Consider the following 16,454-nt stretch of genomic DNA (forward strand, 5'->3'; position numbering starts at 1 on the left):
GCCCCTCGGGGTGGCAGCATGGGGTAAGTGAGCGTTGCGCCTATCGAGATCGAACGGACCGAATCGGCCGAGGAGGTCTCCGCCGTCGTCGAACCCGACGTGCCCTGGGTGACCCTCGTCCACAATGACCCGGTCAACCTGATGAGCTATGTCACCTACGTCTTCCAGGCGTACTTCGGCTACTCCAAGGACAAGGCGCACAAGCTGATGCTCGACGTGCACAACAAGGGCCGCGCGGTGGTCTCCAGCGGCACCCGCGAGGAGATGGAACGGGACGTGCAGGCGATGCACGGCTACGGCCTGTGGGCGACCCTCTCGCAGGACCGCGGCTGATGGCGGGGCGCTTCGAGGCCCTGCCCGGCGGCGGCGCCGCCGTCGCGCTCGACGAGGTCGAGGTCTCCATCCTGCGCTCGCTCGCGGTACAGCTCCTGGAGCTGATCGGCCCGGGCGACGAGCCGGTCGCGGGCGAGGACCCGCTGGCCGCGCTGTTCGCCGAGGGCCCCAGCGAGCCGCCCTCCGACCCGGCGCTGCGCCGGCTCTTCCCCGACGCGTACGGGGACGACACCGACGAGCTGCGCCAGGCCGCCGCCGACTTCCGCCGCTTCACCGAGAACGACCTGCGGGCCCGCAAGCGCGGCGACGCGCTCGCGATGGTCCGCAGCCTCGACTCGCTCTCCTCCGACTCGGCCGCGGCCGGCGAGGGCGGCGGCGGGATCCTCAAGCTCACCCCGGACGAGTCCCGCGCCTGGCTCGGCACCCTCAACGACCTGAGGCTGACCATCGCCACCCGGCTCGAGGTCACGGAGGACGACGAGAGCGAGCAGCTGTACCGGCTGCCGGACGAGGACCCGCGCAAGCCCATGGTGATGGCGTACCTGTGGCTGGGCGGGCTGCAGGAGACCCTCGTCGAGACGCTGATGTCGTAGCGGAACGCCCTGTTCCGGTAAAGGAGAGGGTGTTCGCTCAGCGGACGCTCAAATCCGGATAACGAATACGTTATCCAACTGCGCCTTTCGTCCTCTTGTGTCCGGTTTTCCCGGCTGTTCTTGTGGCGCGCGTCACGCCCGTACCCGCCGATCACGGTTAAGCGCGTGATAAATCTTCACGACCACCCGGGGACGCCACCCCTGTCCCCGGGGGCGCTTCGACCGGCTGACCGCCGGTGGCACTCCATTCCACATCCGGGGGGATCAGGACCTGATCCGCAGCACAGACGGCCGAGCCGGCCGGTGCGCGGATCAGCATGGAGAAAGGCGCACCACCATGACCTCAGTGCAGGTCGACCAGCAGCACGACGGCAATGAGGCAGCGGACTCCGCTCCGGCCGAGGGCTATCACCGGGCACTCGGCGCCCGTCAGATCCAGATGATCGCCATCGGCGGCGCCATCGGCACCGGCCTCTTCCTGGGCGCGGGCAAGGGCATCTCCATCGCGGGACCGAGCCTGATCCTCGCCTACGCCATCGCGGGCCTCGTCATCTTCTTCATCATGCGGGCGCTCGGCGAGCTCCTCATGTACCGCCCCGTGTCCGGCTCCTTCTCGGAGTACGCACGCGAGTTCATCGGCCCCTTCGCGGGCTTCGTGACCGGCTGGACGTACTGGCTCTTCTGGGTCGTCACCGGCATCACCGAGGTCACCGCCGCGGCCACCTACATGACGTACTGGTGGAACATCCCGCAGTGGCTGTCCGCCCTCGTCTTCACCGTCATCCTCTACGGCGCCAACCTGATCTCCGTGAAGCTCTTCGGCGAGCTGGAGTTCTGGTTCTCGATGGTCAAGGTCACCGCGATCGTCGGCATGATCCTGATCTGCGCCGGCATCCTCACCCTCGGCTTCTCCGACGCCGGTGACACCGCGTCCCTCACCCACCTGTGGGACCTGGGCGGCTTCTTCGCCGGCAAGAACGGCATCTTCTCGACCCTGATGACCCTGCAGATGGTCATGTTCGCCTTCCTCGCCGTCGAGCTCGTCGGCGTCACCGCGGGCGAGTCGAAGGACCCGAAGACCGTCCTGCCCAAGGCCATCAACACCGTGCCGTGGCGCATCGCCGTCTTCTACGTCGGCGCGCTGATCATGATCCTGTCGGTCGTGCCGTGGACCGCGTTCAAGCCGGGCGTCTCCCCGTTCGTCGAGGCGTTCGAGCGGATGGGCCTCGGCGTCGGCGCCGCCATCGTCAACTTCGTCGTCCTGACGGCCGCGCTCTCCTCCTGCAACTCGGGCATGTACTCCACCGGCCGCATGCTGCGCGACCTCGCGCTCAACGGCCAGGGCCCGAAGGCGTTCACCAGGCTGACGAAGTCCGGCACCCCGCTGATCGGCACCACCGTCTCCGCCGCGCTGATGCTGGTCGGCGTCGGGATCAACTACCAGTGGCCCGGCGAGGCGTTCAACTACGTCGTCTCCTTCGCCACCATCTCCGGCATGTGGGCCTGGATCGTCATCCTCTTCTGCCAGATCCGCTACCGCCTCAAGGCCGACCGCGGCGAGCTGCCGCAGTCCTCCTTCAAGGCCCCGGGCGGCATCTGGTTCAGCGTCTTCTCGCTCGCCTTCATCGGCATGGTCATCGTCACGATGGCCATGGACAAGGACAACCGCGTGGCGCTGTACGGCGCGCCGGTCTGGGGCCTGCTGCTCGCGGTCTCCTACCTGGTGCTCAAGGCCCGCAACCCCGAGGGCGCCGCCTTCGCCAAGAAGTCCTGACCGGACTCCTGGGGTCCTGACCAGCAGTTTCTCAGCATTCGGGCCGTCTCGTACCAAACCTCGGTACGGGGCGGCCCGTCTGTTTATCCTGTCGGCATGCTGACCATCACCCGAGCCCTGTACGACCAGATCGTGGATCACTCCCGCGCGGACCACCCCGACGAGGCATGCGGCGTGGTCGCGGGGCCGGTCGGCAAGGGCCGCCCCGAGCGCTTCATCCCGATGCTCAACGCGGCGCGCTCGCCCACGTTCTACGAGTTCGACTCCGCCGACCTGCTCAAGCTGTACCGCGAGATGGACGACCGGGACGAGGAGCCCGTGATCATCTACCACTCGCACACCGCGACCGAGGCGTACCCGTCCCGCACGGACATCACCTACGCCAACGAGCCGGGCGCCCACTACGTCCTCGTCTCCACCGCCGACACCGACGGCGCGGGCCCGTTCCAGTTCCGCTCGTACGCGATCGTCGACGGCGAGGTGACGGAGGAAGAGGTCAAGGTCGTCGAGGCGTACGAGTGACCGGCCGGCCCCGTCCGTCAGTCGAACGCGAACTGTCCGTCATGTGAGATCACATTCCGGAACCCGGACCGGGAATCGATACGATGAGCGCATGGTTTCCCACGACGTGAGCGAAGAGACGCCGAGCACGGTCCCGCTCGTCGCGCGGCTGCACGTCGACCTGTGCCGCCTCGCCAGCGCGATCTGTCCGTCGCGCGCCGAGTTCTGAGCGACCTGACGCACGGCCCGAGCGCACCTCCGCACCACCACCCCTCGCGCGGGGGTCCAGACGCGCGCCCAGCACGCCACTTCGCCCCTTCGCCCCTTCCGACAGGAGCCCACGCCATGGCCATCGAGGTCCGCATCCCGACCATCCTCCGCACCTACACCGACGGCGCCAAGGCCGTCGACGGCAGCGGTGAGACCCTCGACAAGCTCATCGCCGACCTGGAGACCCGTCACGCCGGGATCAGGGAGCGCCTCATCGACGAGAACGGCAAGCTCCGCCGCTTCGTCAACGTCTACCTCAACGACGAGGACGTCCGCTTCCTCGACGGCCTCACCACCGAGCTCTCCGACGGCGACCACGTGACGATCCTGCCGGCCGTCGCCGGCGGCATGGTCTGAGCGGACCGGTCCCCATGCGTTACGACTCCCCGCTCGCGGCGGTCGGCAACACGCCGCTGGTCCGACTGCCCCGGCTCTCCCCGTCGGACGACGTCCGCATCTGGGCCAAGCTGGAGGACCGCAACCCCACCGGCTCGGTCAAGGACCGCCCCGCGCTCCACATGATCGAGCAGGCGGAGAAGGACGGCCGGCTCACCCCCGGCTGCACGATCCTGGAGCCCACCAGCGGCAACACCGGCATCTCGCTCGCCATGGCGGCCAAGCTCAAGGGCTACCGCATCGTGTGCGTCATGCCGGAGAACACCAGCGAGGAGCGCCGCCAGCTGCTCGCCATGTGGGGCGCCGAGATCATCTCCTCGCCGGCGGCGGGCGGCTCCAACACCGCCGTCCGCGTCGCCAAGGAGCTGGCCGCGGAGCACCCGGACTGGGTGATGCTCTACCAGTACGGCAACCCGGACAACGCGGGCGCCCACTACGCCACCACCGGCCCCGAGATCCTCGCCGACCTGCCCTCCATCACCCACTTCGTGGCGGGCCTCGGCACCACGGGCACGCTCATGGGCGTCGGCCGCTACCTGCGCGAGCACAAGCCCGACGTCAGGATCGTCGCCGCCGAGCCGCGCTACGACGACCTCGTCTACGGCCTGCGCAACCTCGACGAGGGCTTCGTCCCCGAGCTCTACGACGCCTCCGTCCTCACCACCCGCTTCTCCGTCGGCTCCGCCGACGCCGTCACCCGCACCCGCGAACTCCTCCAGCAGGAGGGCATCTTCGCGGGCGTCTCGACCGGCGCGGCCCTCCACGCGGCCATCGGCGTCGGCCGCAAGGCCGTCAAGGCCGGCGAGAGCGCCGACATCGTCTTCGTCGTCGCCGACGGCGGCTGGAAGTACCTCTCGACGGGCGTCTACACCGCCGCGACGACCGAAGAGGCGATCGCGACGATGCAGGACCAGCTCTGGGCGTAGCCCGGAACGAGGACCTGTACGACGGGCGGGGGCCGCGCTCCCGCCCGTACGCGCATCCGGGGGGCGTGGCGGCAGGGGTGCCCGGAGGCGTACGCGGACCGCAGCAGCAGCAGCCGGAGCCGCAGCCGCACGCGGACCGGCGGCCGGCCCCGCCCGCGAACCCGCATCCGCCCCGTGCGCGAGCCCGTATCCGTCCGGTACGCGAACCCGCATCCGCCCCGTACGCCACCCGTACCCCGGGCTATCGCGCCAGGTGCCGCACCTGGTCCCAGACCACCGGGTCCGCCGTGCCCACCCGCCGGCGGAAGCCCCACAGCGGGACGTCGCGCAGCTCGTCCGTCTCCAGGAAGCTCGGCCGGCCCTGGGCGTCGCCCACCGAGCCCGGCGGCAGGGCGATCACGCCCGGGCGCTCGTCGTGGTACTTGCTGGTGATCTTGACGACGAGCGCGGTGTCGTGGCGCAGGGAGAGCACCAGACAGGGCCGGTCCTTGGCGCCGGGCCCGTCCTCGTACGGGACCTCCGCCCACCAGATCTCACCCGCGCGCGGCAGCCGCGCCGGCGCCTTCGCGCGCCCCGCGGGCGGCGCCGGGCGGGTCGGCCGGGTCGGGCGGGCCTGCGGCCGGGCCGGCCGGGCCGGCGGGCGGCCGCGTCCCGAGGGCCGGCGGGACGAGCGGCGCCATCCACCGGCGACCACCACGGCCAGCGCGACCACCACGACCGCGACGAGCGCGGGCCACCACGACGTGTCCATACCTCAAGAAGGTACCGTCGCGCCGCTCACCCGGCCGCGCCGCCCCACCATCCATCCGAACCGGTGACAGAGCCCGTGAGTTCGCCCACAACGGGCCGCCGCGGAGGAGCGACCGGCCGCCACGCGCCGTACGCTCGACAGATCGCACGACCTCCCCCCTCAGCGCGCTTTCCGCTCCCGTACACGGAGGTTCACGCTCCATGAAGCTCACCGTCGTCGGCTGCTCAGGGTCGTTCCCGTCCGCGGAATCGGCCTGCTCGAGCTACCTCGTCGAGGCCGACGGCTTCCGGCTGCTCCTCGACATGGGCAACGGCGCCCTCGGCGAGCTGCAGCGCCACATCGGTCTGTACGACCTCGACGCGATCTTCCTCAGCCATCTCCACGCCGACCACTGCATCGACATGTGCGGCTATTTCGTCGCCCGCTACTACCGCCACGAGGGCGGCCGCTGCGACGCGATCCCCGTCTACGCCCCCGAGGGCGCCGAGCAGCGGCTGACCACGGCGTACGCGGACACCCCGTCGCCGCACTCGATGGGCGAGGTCTTCGACTTCCGCACGCTGAAGCCGGGCTCGTTCGAGATCGGCCCGTTCTCCGTGCGCGTGGAGAAGGTGTGCCACCCGGTCGAGGCGTACGGCATCCGCGTCGAGCACGGCGGCCGGGCGCTCACGTACTCCGGCGACACCGGCGTGTGCGACGCGCTGCACGAGCTGGCCGCGGACGCGGACCTCCTCCTCTGCGAGGCGTCCTTCACCCACGGCAAGGAGGACATCCCGGCCCTCCACCTCAACGGCCGCGAGGCCGGCGCCCACGCCGCCCGCGCCGGGGTGCGCCGCCTGGTCCTCACGCACATCCCGCCGTGGACGGACGGCGAGCAGAACCTGGCGGACGCGCGCGAGGTGTACGACGGACCGGCGGAGCTGGCGTACCGCGGCGCGGTGTACGAGATCTGAGCCGGCGGGATCCGAGCCGGCCGGATCCGAGCCGCGCAGACGTTCGGATCCGAGTCGTACGGATCCGACCCGCACGGGCCGCGCAACGGAGAAGTCCCCCGGAACCAGCCGGTTCCGGGGGACTTCTCCGTTCATGGCGAGGGGCTCACGCCTTGGTGAGGTCCTCGACCTCCTCCTCGGGTTCGCGGCCCGGGGTCGGCAGGTTGAACTTGGTGATCGCGAAGCGGAAGACCACGTAGTAGATCGCCGCGAAGACCAGACCGATCGGGATGATCAGCCACGGCTTCGTCGCGAGGTTCCAGTTCAGGCCGTAGTCGATGAGACCGGCCGAGAAGGTGAAGCCCGCGTGGACGCCGAGCGCCCAGGTCACGGCCATCGAGACCGCGGTGAGGACCGCGTGGATCGCGTACAGCAGCGGTGCGATGAACATGAACGAGAACTCGATCGGCTCGGTCACACCGGTGACGAACGAGGTCAGGGCGAGCGAGATCATCATGCCGAGGACGGCCTTGCGGCGCTCCGGGCGGGCCGAGTGCGCGATGGCGAGCGCGGCGGCCGGCAGGCCGAACATCATGATCGGGAAGAAGCCCGACATGAAGAGTCCGGCGCTCGGGTCTCCGGCGAAGAAGCGGTTGAGGTCGCCGTGCACGACGTCGCCGGCGGCGTTGGTGAAGTCACCGATCTGGAACCAGGAGACGGTGTTCACGAACTGGTGCATGCCGACCGGGATCAGCGCGCGGTTGATCAGACCGAACAGGCCCGCGCCACCGGCACCGAGGCCGGTCATCCACTCGCCGAAGCTGGAGATGCCCTCACCGATGGGCTCCCAGACCAGGCCGAAGAAGACACCGACGGCGGTGCCGACGAAGGCCATGATGATCGGGACGAGCCGGCGGCCGTTGAAGAAGCCGAGCCAGTCGACGAGCTTGGTGCGGTGGAACTTCTGCCACAGCATGGCGGCGATCAGACCCATGAGGATGCCGCCGAGGACGCCCGGGTTGTTGTACGTCGCGGCGACGTCGACACCCTTGTTGGCGGTCGTGTTGACGACGGCCTCGGTGACCGGGAACGCCTTCAGCACGTTGCTGTAGACCAGGAAGCCGACCAGGGCGGCGAGGGCGGTGGAGCCGTCGGCCTTCTTGGCGAAGCCGATGGCCACGCCGATGCAGAAGAGCAGCGGCAGGTTGTCGAAGACCGCGCCGCCGGCCGTGGCGAAGACGGAGGCGACCTTGCCCCACCCGAGGCCGTCGGCGCCGAACACGTCGGGCTGGCCGAGACGGAGCAAGATACCCGCGGCCGGCAGCACGGCGATCGGCAGCTGCAGGCTGCGACCGACCTTCTGCAGGCCCTGGAACAGGCCGGATCCGCGCTTCTTCGCGGGAGCGGCGGCCTGGGCGGTGGCCGTACTCATCAACTTCCTCCAGTAGGCAAGGCGCCGCCAGGGGACAGTGAAAGGGGGTGACGGCGGCGTCTCGTGGAACGCGGTGGTCTGAACCGCGTGGTCTACACCAATAACTGGTGTAGACCTGTTGTAGCACGTGGGACTTAGATAAGGAACCTGTGAATTCTGTGCGCTGAGCCATAGCGGGACAGGCAACGACAAAAGGCCCCCGGACCGATGGGTCCAGGGGCCTCGTCAGGGGCCGGAGGGAGGGCCGGGGAGAAGGGCCGGGGGAGGGTCGGAAGCCTCAGGCCTTGGTGATGTCCCGCTCCAGCTCCTCCGCCAGCTCCTCGGGTTCGCGGCCCGGGGTCGGCAGGTCGAACTTGGTGATCGCGAAGCGGAAGATCGCGTAATAGACGACGGCGAAACACAGGCCGATCGGGATGATCAGCCACGGTTTCGTCGCGATCCCCCAGTTGATCACGTAGTCGATCAGGCCGGCCGAGAAACTGAAGCCGTCGTGCACGCCCAGGCCCCAGGTCACCGCCATCGACACACCGGTCAGGAGCGCGTGGATCACGTAGAGCGCCGGCGCGATGAAGAGGAACGAGTACTCGATCGGCTCCGTGATGCCGGTGACGAACGAGGTCAGGGCGACCGACAGCATCATGCCGCCGACCTCCTTGCGCCGGTGCGGCCTGGCGCAGTGCGTGATGGCGAGGGCGGCGGCCGGCAGCGCGAACATCATGATCGGGAAGAAGCCGGAGAGGAACTGGCCGGCGTTCGGGTCGCCCGCCAGGAACATCGGGATGTCGCCGTGCACCACGGTGCCGTCCGGCTTGGTGTACGAGCCGAACTGGAACCAGATCGGCACGTTCAGGAACTGGTGCAGGCCGATCACGAGCAGCGCGCGGTTCGCGAGGCCGAAGATGCCCGCGCCCCACGCCCCCAGCCCGACCAGCCAGTCGCTGAAGTTCTCCAGGCCGTTGCCGATCGGCGGCCAGATCCACAGGCACAGCACGGCGAAGAGGATGCCGACGAAGGCCATGATGATCGGCACGAGCCGGCGCCCGTTGAAGAAGCCCAGCCAGTCGACCAGCTTCACCCGGTGGTAGCGCTGCCAGAAGAAGGCCGCGAGCAGACCCATCACGATGCCGCCGAAGACGCCCGGGTTCTGGTACGTGTACCCGGCGAAGGTGTCGTTCGGGCCCAGGCAGCCGCCGCCGATGTCCCGCGTGCCCGCGGGGCAGGCCTTGGGGAAGGCGTGCAGCACGCCCCGGTAGACGAGGAAGCCGGCCGTGGCGGCGAGGGCGGTCGAGCCGTCCGCCTTCTTCGCCATGCCGATGGCGACGCCGATGCAGAACAGCAGGGGCAGGCCGAGGTCCGCGTCGAGCAGCGCGCCGCCGGCCCCGACCATGACCTTGGCCAGGTTGTCCCAGCCCAGGCCGTCGGAGCCGAAGACGTCCGGCTGGCCGAGGCGGCTGATGATGCCGGCCGCCGGGAGCACGGCGATGGGCAGCTGGAGGCTGCGGCCCATCTTCTGCAGCCCCTGGAAGAAGCCGCCCCACGACACCCTCTTCTTCTGTGGCGGCTTCTGCGGCGGCGCGGCGCCCGCGCCCGGGCTGTCGCTGCTCATCGGCGTCCTCCCTCTGTGCTCCCGAGTGCCCCTGAATGCCCCTGAGGGGCGCACACTGGTGTAGACCAGTTGCGGTAGGCTCCGAACGTCGCCCGAGGGCAGCCCGCCGGTGATCGTCATCATTCGACAGAACGGCGGTATGCGCTCGCGAGGTTGGGCCAACCGTGGGTTACCGTGACAAAGCGGACCATCGGTGCGCGCAGAACGGACAGGGAGAAACACATGGCCAGCAAGGCTGAGAAGATCGTCGCCGGCCTCGGCGGCATCGAGAACATCGAAGAGGTCGAGGGCTGCATCACCCGCCTCCGCACCGAGGTCATCGACCCGTCCAAGGTCGACGACGCCGCGCTCAAGGCCGCCGGCGCCCACGGCGTCGTGAAGATGGGCACCGCCATCCAGGTCGTCATCGGCACCGACGCCGACCCGATCGCCGCGGACATCGAAGACATGATGTGAGCAGCTGACACCAGCTGAAGGAGGGCCCGTTCCGGCAGGGGAACGGGCCCTCCTCGCATGGGGCTACGCTCGTGGCATGTCTCGCATCGACGGCCGTACCCCCGAACAGCTCCGCCCCGTCACCATCGAACGCGGCTGGAGCAAGCACGCCGAGGGCTCCGTCCTCATCTCCTTCGGCGACACCAAGGTCTTCTGCACCGCCTCCGTCACCGAAGGCGTGCCGCGCTGGCGCAAGGGCAGCGGGGAGGGCTGGGTCACCGGCGAGTACTCCATGCTCCCCCGCGCCACCAACACCCGCGGCGACCGCGAATCCGTCCGCGGCAAGATCGGCGGCCGCACCCACGAGATCTCCCGCCTCATCGGCCGCTCCCTGCGCGCCGTCATCGACTACAAGGCGCTCGGCGAGAACACCATCGTCCTCGACTGTGACGTCCTCCAGGCCGACGGCGGCACCCGCACCGCCGCCATCACCGGCGCCTACGTCGCCCTCGCCGACGCCGTCGCCTGGGCCCAGGGCAAGAAGCTCGTCCGCGCCGGCCGCAAGCCGCTCACCGGCACCGTCGCCGCCGTCTCCGTCGGCATCGTCGACGGCACCCCGCTCCTCGACCTCTGCTACGAGGAGGACGTCCGCGCCGACACCGACATGAACGTCGTCTGCACCGGCGACGGCCGCTTCGTCGAGGTCCAGGGCACCGCCGAGGCCGAGCCCTTCGACCGCAAGGAGCTCAACGCGCTCCTCGACCTCGCGTCCGGCGGCTGCGCCGAACTCGCCGAGATCCAGCGCAAGGCGCTCGAGGGAACTCTCTGACGCGGCAAGACGTCCTTGAGGACACGGGCGCACGGGCCGAACCGTGCGCCCCGTCCACATCCTGGGGGGACCAGCACCATGAAGCGCCGCCGCACCATAGCCCTCGCCGTCGCCACGGCAGCCGCACTCACCACGCTCGTCGGCTGCGGCGCGCTCGACAAGGCCATGGACTGCGTCAAGACCGCCGACGCCATCGCCACCTCGGTCAGCAACCTCCAGCAGGCGGTCAGCAGCGCCTCCAACGACCCGACGCAGATCGAAGAGGCCCTGAACAGCATCGACACCGAGCTGGGCAACCTCAAGAACACGACGGACAACGCCGACCTCTCCAAGGCCGTCGACGACCTCGACAAGGGCGTCGACTCCGTCCGCACCGCCGTCAAGAACGGCGACACCACCCCCGACCTCAAGCCCATCACGGACGCGGCCACCGAGATCGGCAAGGTCTGCACCCCGTAGCCCACCGGGATAATCGGGGCATGACCCGTCTGATCCTCGCCACCCGCAACGCGGGCAAGATCACCGAACTCCACGCGATCCTCGCCGACGCCGGCCTCGACCTCGAACTCGTCGGCGCGGACGCGTACCCCGAGATCCCCGACGTCAAGGAAACCGGCGTCACCTTCGCGGAGAACGCCCTCCTCAAGGCCCACGCCCTCGCCCAGGCCACCGGCCTCCCCGCCGTCGCCGACGACTCCGGCCTCTGCGTCGACGTCCTGAACGGCGCCCCCGGCATCTTCTCCGCCCGCTGGTCCGGCACCCACGGCAACGACAAGGCCAACCTGGACCTCCTCCTGGCCCAGCTCGCAGACATCGACGACACCCACCGCGCCGCCCACTTCGCCTGCGCGGCGGCCCTCGCCCTCCCCGACGGCACCGAACGCGTCGTCGAAGGCCGCCTCCCCGGCACCCTCCGCCACGAGCCGGCGGGCACGAACGGCTTCGGCTACGACCCGATCCTCCAGCCGGAGGGCCACGAGGTGACGTGCGCGGAACTGACACCGGAGCAGAAGAACGCGATCAGCCACCGCGGCAAGGCGTTCAGGGCGCTGGTGCCGGTGGTGAAGGAACTGCTGGGCTGAGGGCTCGCACAAGAACGGCCTGCGAATCGAAGCTTCGATTCGCAGGCCGTTCGGGGTGCGGCCGGAGGGATTCGAACCCTCACGGGCGTTAGCCCACTGCGACCTAAACGCAGGGTGTCTACCGTTCCACCACGGCCGCGCGTACGAGGCCTTACTGTACTCGCCGCCCCCCGCGGCACCAGGTGTCAGTGACCGCATGGCAGTTGGGGCACAGCAGCCGCAGGTTCTCGCGCCGGTCGCCGCGCCGGTTGGCGTCGATGTGGTCGGCCTCAAGCGTCACACTGCGACTGCGACTGCGACGGACGGCCCGCACTGCTTCCCGACGGTGGAAGCGTGCGGACCGTTCCGCATTCGGCCTCGGAGGGCTCAGCCCTCGATCTTCAGGTCCTTGATGATCTTGGCGACGTGGCCGGTGGCCTTCACGTTGTAGAGGGCGCGCTCGACCTTGCCCTCCTCGTCGACGACGATCGTCGAGCGGATCACGCCCGTGACGACCTTGCCGTAGAGCTTCTTCTCGCCGAAGGCGCCGTACGCCTCCAGGACGGTCTTGTCCGGGTCGCCGACCAGGGTGACCTTGAGGTTCTCCTTCTCGCGGAACTTGGCGAGCTTCTCCGGCTTGTCGGGGGAGACGCCGATGACGTCGTAGCCCGCGTCGGCCAGCAGGTCGAGGTTGTCGGTGAAGTCGCACGCCTGCTTGGTGCAGCCCGGGGTGAGGGCGGCGGGGTAGAAGTAGACGATGACCTTGCGGCCCTTGTGGTCCGCGAGGGAGACCTCGTTGCCGTCCGCGTCGGGCAGGGTGAAGGCGGGGGCGGTGTCGCCGGGCTGCAGTCGCTCGCTCATGGCTGGCTCTCCTCGGGAAGTTCGCGTACGCGACCCGAGCCTAATGCGGCCTAATGGGGGTCGGGGACGACTCACGGGCGCGTGAGCTGACAAACTGTCCAGAGCGACCGGGAAACACGACTATGACGGAGGCGGCGCGGTGTCGGAGGCCAGGACCCCTGCGGAGATCGAGGCGGACATCGTCCGCCGGCGCGAGCAGCTCGCCGTCACTCTCGACGAGATCGGCATTCGGCTGCATCCGAAGACCATCGTCGGTGATGCCAAGGCCAAGGTCGTCGCCCAGATCGACCACACCGCGGGCCGCGCGTTCGTCGCCGTCAACCGCGTCGTCTCGGACGTGAAGGCCCGCTTCACCCACGCGGACGGCGCGCCGCGTCTGGAGCGCGTGGTGCCGGCGGCGCTCGTCGCCGTGGCCGTCATCGGGCTGATCGCGAGCTCCCGCAGGGACAAGGACTGATCGGGAGCGGCGGAGTGACCTTGCTGTGCGGGCGACACGCCCGGGCAGGTAGGTTCGAACCGTGAGCGACAACACCCACGACAAGCTGCCCATCCGGATGCTGCACGACCGCGTCCTGGTCCGGACCGACACCCCGGAGGGCGAGCGGCGTTCCGGCGGCGGCATCCTGATCCCCGCGACCGCCGCGGTCGGCCGCCGGCTGGCCTGGGCCGAGGTCGTCGCGGTCGGGCAGAACGTCCGTACCGTCGAGATCGGCGACCGGGTCCTGTACGACCCCGAGGACCGGGCCGAGGTCGAGGTGCGGGGCGTGGCGTACGTCCTGATGCGCGAGCGCGATCTGCACGCCGTCGCGGCGGACCGTTTCCAGGGCGCCTCCGACTCGACCGGGCTGTATCTGTAAGACGCTGCGAGACGCAGCTCGAAGGGCCTGGTGACCGGTGTCACCAGGCCCTTTGCATGTTCTTTGCTAGGGTGGAAGCACCCCGACGAGACGCGCCGTACCGGGTTCACGACAAGACGACGCACTCCTGTTGATCGCTCTGATCCGTCTCGCGGAGGTTCGTCGTCATGGCCTGGGTCCTTCTTCTTCTCGCCGGTCTGCTCGAGGTCGGCTGGTCGATCGGCATGAAGTACACCGAGGGCTTCACCCGTCTGTGGCCGAGCGTCTTCACCGTCGCCGGCATCGTCGCCTCGATGCTGCTCCTGGCCCAGGCCACCAAGACCCTGCCCATCGGTACGGCCTACGGCGTGTGGGTCGGCATCGGCGCGGCCGGTGCGGCGGTGCTCGGCATGGTCGTCCTGGGTGAGCCGGCGACCGCCGCCCGGATCTTCTTCGTGTGTCTGCTGCTGGTGGCGGTGGTCGGCCTCAAGGCGACGTCCGGCCACTGACGGCCGCGGGGGCGGCCGCGGGGCCGGAGGGCGGTGCGGGTGCGGGGCCGGGCGCGTCCGGTGCCGGCGGCTGCGGCTGCGACTGCGACTGCGGCTGCGGGGCCTCGCGGGGCGGCTCCTGCCTCGGGGGCGCCGGGCTCCACTCCCGTACGTCGTACCGTCCCCCGTCCCGTACGCCCGCCTTCGGCGCCGGTCCGCCCGCGCCCCGGCCGCGCTGCGGTCCCTCGTAGCCGCCGCCCGGTCCGTTGGGGAGGCCCGGCACCGGCGGTTCCACCTGCGGTTCCTCCGCGCCCTCCATCAGTCGCAGATCGAAGTCCTTCGGCGGCACCCCGGCCAGCGCGTCGCGCGTGAACTGCGCCCAGATCTCGGCGGGCGCGCCGCTTCCGTTGACCCGGGGCACGCCGAGGGCGCCGTACAGCGGCAGCTGGCGGCCGGTCTGCGGGTCCTGGCCCAGCATCGCGACGACGGTGGTGAGCTCGGGGGTGTAGCCGGCGAACCAGGCGGCCTTGTCGTCCTCCGCCGTGCCGGTCTTGCCGGCCGCGGGCCGTCCGGCGGCGAGGGCGGCGGTGCCGGAGCCGCCTTCGACGACGCCGCGCAGGACGGCGGTGGTGGTGTCGGCGGCCTCGCGCCCGACGGCCTGGCCGGCCTCCGGGGTCCGGGCGCCGGGCAGGTCGAGCTCCTCCCCGTCCCGGGTGACCTTCTCCACCAGCGTGTACGCGCCGCGCCGGCCGTGGTTCGCGAGCGTCGCGTACGCCTGTGCGACGTCGAGGACGCTGGCGGTGGCGGGGCCGAGCGCGATGGAGGGGGAGGAGGTGAGGTCGGGGGTGCGGGGCGGCAGGCCGAGGGCGACGGCGGTCTGGCGGACCCGGGCCGGGCCGACGTCGACGGCCAGCTGGGCGTACACGGCGTTGACCGAGTGGTCGGTGGCGGCGCGGACGGTGATCTCGCCGTAGTTGGTGTCGTCCTCGTTGGCGGGGTCGTAGGGCGCGCCGGGCCAGCCCTGCACGGGGCGGCGGTTGTCGCCGTCGTAGAGGGTGTTGGGGGTGATCCGCTCGCCCTCCTGGGTCTGCGCGCCCTGCTGGAAGGCGGCGGCGAGCACGAAGGGCTTGAAGGTGGAGCCGACCTGGTAGTCGCGGCGGGTGGCGTTGTTGACGTACTGCCGGGTGTAGTCGATGCCGCCGTAGAGGGCGACGACCTTGCCGCTCGTCTGGTCGATGGCGGCGCTGCCGACCCGTACCCACGTGTCGGCGGGGTTGAGCGCAGGGTCGAGCCGGGAGGTGACGTGGTCCTCGACGGCCTTGACGAGGGCGGCCTGTTTGGCGGGTTCGAGGGTGGTGGTGATGCGGAAGCCGCCGGCGGCCAGGGTCTTGTCGTCGACGATGCCGTGCTCGGTGAGGTACTGCTCGACGGCCTGGACGAGGTAGCCGCGCTGTCCGGAGAGCCCGGCGGAGGGGCTCATGGGGTGCGGGGCGGGGAAGACGGCGGCGGCGCGCTGCGCGCGGCCCAGCCAGCCCTCCTTCACCATGCCGTCGAGGACGTAGCGCCAGCGGGCGAGGGCGCGGGGGCGGTTCTCGGGGTGGGTGGCGACGTCGTAGGCGTTGGGTGCGTTGAGGAGGGAGGCGAGGTAGGCGCCTTCGGCGGTGTCGAGCTCCTTGGCGTCCTTGCCGTAGTAGGCGCGGGCGGCGGCCTGGATGCCGTAGGCGTTGCGGCCGAAGTAACTGGTGTTCAGGTACCCCTCCAGGATCTCGGACTTGCTCTTCTCGCGGCCGAGCTTGAGCGCGATGAAGAACTCCTTGGCCTTGCGGGTGAGGGTCTGTTCCTGGCCGAGGTAGTAGTTCTTGACGTACTGCTGGGTGATGGTGGAGCCGGACTGGCGGCCCTTGCCGGTGAGGGTGTTCCAGGTGGCGCGGAGCATGGCGCGCGGGTCGACGGCCGGCGAGTGGTGGAAGTCGCGGTCCTCGGCGGCGAGCACGGCGTGCTGGACGGGGAGCGGTACGCGCGCGAGGCTCACGTTCTCGCGGTCGACCTCGCCGGCGCGGGCGATCTGGGTGCCGTCGCGGTAGAGGAAGAGGTTGGACTGGGCGACGGCGCTGGCGTTGGCGGCCGGGACGTCCACGAGGAGGTAGCCGGCGACGAGGCCGCCGAGGAGCAGCAGGCCGCCGAGGACGGCGAGGCCGAGGAGGCGTCTGAGGATCCGCAGGAGGAGGCGGGGCCGCCGTCGGGCCGGGCGGGGTGCGGGGAGGGTCGGGTCCCGGGGCTCCCAGGCCGCGGGGGCGGCCGGTTGGACCTCACTCGTATCGGATGAAGAGGACATAACACCACATCCTGCACTTGCGGGGCCTCATGGGGCGGGAAATCCGCTCGCGACGGCACGGGGAATCCCACTAGGGTCGGGCGCCTTTGGTGTGC

The 16,454-nt window shown here is 70.2% G+C and carries 21 protein-coding genes, 1 tRNA gene and 1 riboswitch; of the genes, 15 read left to right on the top strand and 7 right to left on the bottom strand.

The window, feature by feature from the left end:
* Window positions 1-27 precede the first annotated feature (27 nt).
* The 7 genes from clpS (at window position 28) to ACFYU9_RS06645 (ending at window position 4,793) form a co-directional block, all read left to right on the top strand.
* Window positions 28-333: an ATP-dependent Clp protease adapter ClpS gene (gene clpS / locus ACFYU9_RS06615; RefSeq protein ID WP_352080754.1), complete on the top strand. Its 306-nt coding sequence runs from the start codon at window positions 28-30 to the stop codon at window positions 331-333.
* Complete coding sequence (locus ACFYU9_RS06620) at window positions 333-926, top strand: DUF2017 domain-containing protein (protein WP_389343232.1); 594 nt, start codon at window positions 333-335, stop codon at window positions 924-926. The genes clpS and ACFYU9_RS06620 overlap by 1 nt, the downstream gene beginning before the upstream one ends.
* A 337-nt stretch (window positions 927-1,263) precedes the next feature.
* Window positions 1,264-2,700, top strand: coding sequence for an amino acid permease (locus ACFYU9_RS06625; RefSeq protein ID WP_389206645.1), 1,437 nt, complete (start codon window positions 1,264-1,266; stop codon window positions 2,698-2,700).
* Window positions 2,701-2,796: 96 nt separating this feature from the next.
* The gene (locus tag ACFYU9_RS06630; protein ID WP_389206643.1) at window positions 2,797-3,222 is read left to right on the top strand and encodes a Mov34/MPN/PAD-1 family protein; all 426 of its coding nucleotides are present in this window, start codon (window positions 2,797-2,799) and stop codon (window positions 3,220-3,222) included.
* Between the two features lie 91 nt (window positions 3,223-3,313).
* On the top strand, window positions 3,314-3,430 hold the full coding sequence (locus ACFYU9_RS06635; protein ID WP_389206641.1) for a putative leader peptide: 117 nt from the start codon (window positions 3,314-3,316) through the stop codon (window positions 3,428-3,430).
* Between the two features lie 116 nt (window positions 3,431-3,546).
* The gene (locus tag ACFYU9_RS06640; RefSeq protein WP_389206639.1) at window positions 3,547-3,828 is read left to right on the top strand and encodes a MoaD/ThiS family protein; all 282 of its coding nucleotides are present in this window, start codon (window positions 3,547-3,549) and stop codon (window positions 3,826-3,828) included.
* A gap of 14 nt (window positions 3,829-3,842) precedes the next feature.
* Window positions 3,843-4,793 (top strand): PLP-dependent cysteine synthase family protein, encoded by a 951-nt coding sequence (locus ACFYU9_RS06645; protein WP_389206637.1) that lies wholly within the window; start codon window positions 3,843-3,845, stop codon window positions 4,791-4,793.
* A 241-nt stretch (window positions 4,794-5,034) separates the two neighbouring features.
* Here ACFYU9_RS06645 and ACFYU9_RS06650 read toward each other — a convergent pair whose 3' ends face one another.
* The gene (locus ACFYU9_RS06650; protein WP_389343235.1) at window positions 5,035-5,544 is read right to left on the bottom strand and encodes a type II toxin-antitoxin system PemK/MazF family toxin; all 510 of its coding nucleotides are present in this window, start codon (window positions 5,542-5,544) and stop codon (window positions 5,035-5,037) included.
* Window positions 5,545-5,744: 200 nt separating this feature from the next.
* Here ACFYU9_RS06650 and ACFYU9_RS06655 point away from each other — a divergent pair, with 200 nt between their 5' ends.
* Window positions 5,745-6,497: an MBL fold metallo-hydrolase gene (locus tag ACFYU9_RS06655; RefSeq protein WP_389206633.1), complete on the top strand. Its 753-nt coding sequence runs from the start codon at window positions 5,745-5,747 to the stop codon at window positions 6,495-6,497.
* Window positions 6,498-6,642: 145 nt separating this feature from the next.
* Here ACFYU9_RS06655 and ACFYU9_RS06660 read toward each other — a convergent pair whose 3' ends face one another.
* Window positions 6,643-7,908 (bottom strand): PTS transporter subunit EIIC, encoded by a 1,266-nt coding sequence (locus tag ACFYU9_RS06660; RefSeq protein ID WP_389343238.1) that lies wholly within the window; start codon window positions 7,906-7,908, stop codon window positions 6,643-6,645.
* A gap of 277 nt (window positions 7,909-8,185) precedes the next feature.
* A complete protein-coding gene (locus ACFYU9_RS06665; protein WP_389206629.1) occupies window positions 8,186-9,514 on the bottom strand; it encodes a PTS transporter subunit EIIC in 1,329 nt (442 codons plus the stop codon).
* A 222-nt stretch (window positions 9,515-9,736) separates the two neighbouring features.
* Here ACFYU9_RS06665 and ACFYU9_RS06670 point away from each other — a divergent pair, with 222 nt between their 5' ends.
* The 4 genes from ACFYU9_RS06670 (at window position 9,737) to rdgB (ending at window position 11,860) form a co-directional block, all read left to right on the top strand.
* A complete protein-coding gene (locus tag ACFYU9_RS06670) occupies window positions 9,737-9,970 on the top strand; it encodes a glucose PTS transporter subunit EIIB (protein ID WP_389206627.1) in 234 nt (77 codons plus the stop codon).
* A 76-nt stretch (window positions 9,971-10,046) separates the two neighbouring features.
* Window positions 10,047-10,778, top strand: coding sequence for a ribonuclease PH (gene rph / locus ACFYU9_RS06675; protein ID WP_389206625.1), 732 nt, complete (start codon window positions 10,047-10,049; stop codon window positions 10,776-10,778).
* 78 nt (window positions 10,779-10,856) lie between these two features.
* On the top strand, window positions 10,857-11,237 hold the full coding sequence (locus tag ACFYU9_RS06680) for a hypothetical protein (protein ID WP_389206623.1): 381 nt from the start codon (window positions 10,857-10,859) through the stop codon (window positions 11,235-11,237).
* A gap of 20 nt (window positions 11,238-11,257) precedes the next feature.
* A complete protein-coding gene (gene rdgB / locus ACFYU9_RS06685) occupies window positions 11,258-11,860 on the top strand; it encodes an RdgB/HAM1 family non-canonical purine NTP pyrophosphatase (protein ID WP_389206621.1) in 603 nt (200 codons plus the stop codon).
* Window positions 11,861-11,916: 56 nt separating this feature from the next.
* Here the strand turns inward: rdgB and ACFYU9_RS06690 are convergent.
* The 3 genes from ACFYU9_RS06690 to bcp form a co-directional block, all read right to left on the bottom strand.
* Window positions 11,917-11,999 (bottom strand) — tRNA-Leu (locus ACFYU9_RS06690).
* Window positions 12,000-12,011: 12 nt separating this feature from the next.
* Window positions 12,012-12,173, bottom strand: coding sequence for an HNH endonuclease (locus ACFYU9_RS06695; RefSeq protein WP_389343241.1), 162 nt, complete (start codon window positions 12,171-12,173; stop codon window positions 12,012-12,014).
* Window positions 12,174-12,226: 53 nt separating this feature from the next.
* Entirely contained in the window at window positions 12,227-12,700 is a 474-nt protein-coding gene (gene bcp, locus ACFYU9_RS06700) for a thioredoxin-dependent thiol peroxidase (protein WP_389206616.1), read from the bottom strand.
* A gap of 139 nt (window positions 12,701-12,839) precedes the next feature.
* On the opposite strand from bcp, the gene ACFYU9_RS06705 reads away from it, so the two are divergent.
* From ACFYU9_RS06705 to ACFYU9_RS06715, 3 genes are all read left to right on the top strand, one after another.
* Window positions 12,840-13,157: a DUF3618 domain-containing protein gene (locus ACFYU9_RS06705; RefSeq protein ID WP_389206614.1), complete on the top strand. Its 318-nt coding sequence runs from the start codon at window positions 12,840-12,842 to the stop codon at window positions 13,155-13,157.
* Window positions 13,158-13,218: 61 nt separating this feature from the next.
* Window positions 13,219-13,557 carry a GroES family chaperonin gene (locus tag ACFYU9_RS06710; RefSeq protein ID WP_389206612.1) on the top strand — a complete coding sequence of 113 codons (339 nt, stop codon included), beginning with the start codon at window positions 13,219-13,221 and terminating at the stop codon, window positions 13,555-13,557.
* A 60-nt stretch (window positions 13,558-13,617) separates the two neighbouring features.
* Window positions 13,618-13,683, top strand: a riboswitch (guanidine-III (ykkC-III) riboswitch).
* Between the two features lie 41 nt (window positions 13,684-13,724).
* On the top strand, window positions 13,725-14,045 hold the full coding sequence (locus ACFYU9_RS06715; RefSeq protein WP_389206610.1) for a DMT family transporter: 321 nt from the start codon (window positions 13,725-13,727) through the stop codon (window positions 14,043-14,045).
* Here the strand turns inward: ACFYU9_RS06715 and ACFYU9_RS06720 are convergent.
* On the bottom strand, window positions 14,023-16,359 hold the full coding sequence (locus ACFYU9_RS06720) for a transglycosylase domain-containing protein (RefSeq protein ID WP_389343244.1): 2,337 nt from the start codon (window positions 16,357-16,359) through the stop codon (window positions 14,023-14,025). The two genes, ACFYU9_RS06715 and ACFYU9_RS06720, sit on opposite strands and share 23 nt — an antisense overlap.
* Between the last annotated feature and the right edge of the window lie 95 nt (window positions 16,360-16,454).

It is taken from the genome of Streptomyces sp. NPDC004327, assembly GCF_042873935.1.
GTDB lineage: Bacteria > Actinomycetota > Actinomycetes > Streptomycetales > Streptomycetaceae > Streptomyces.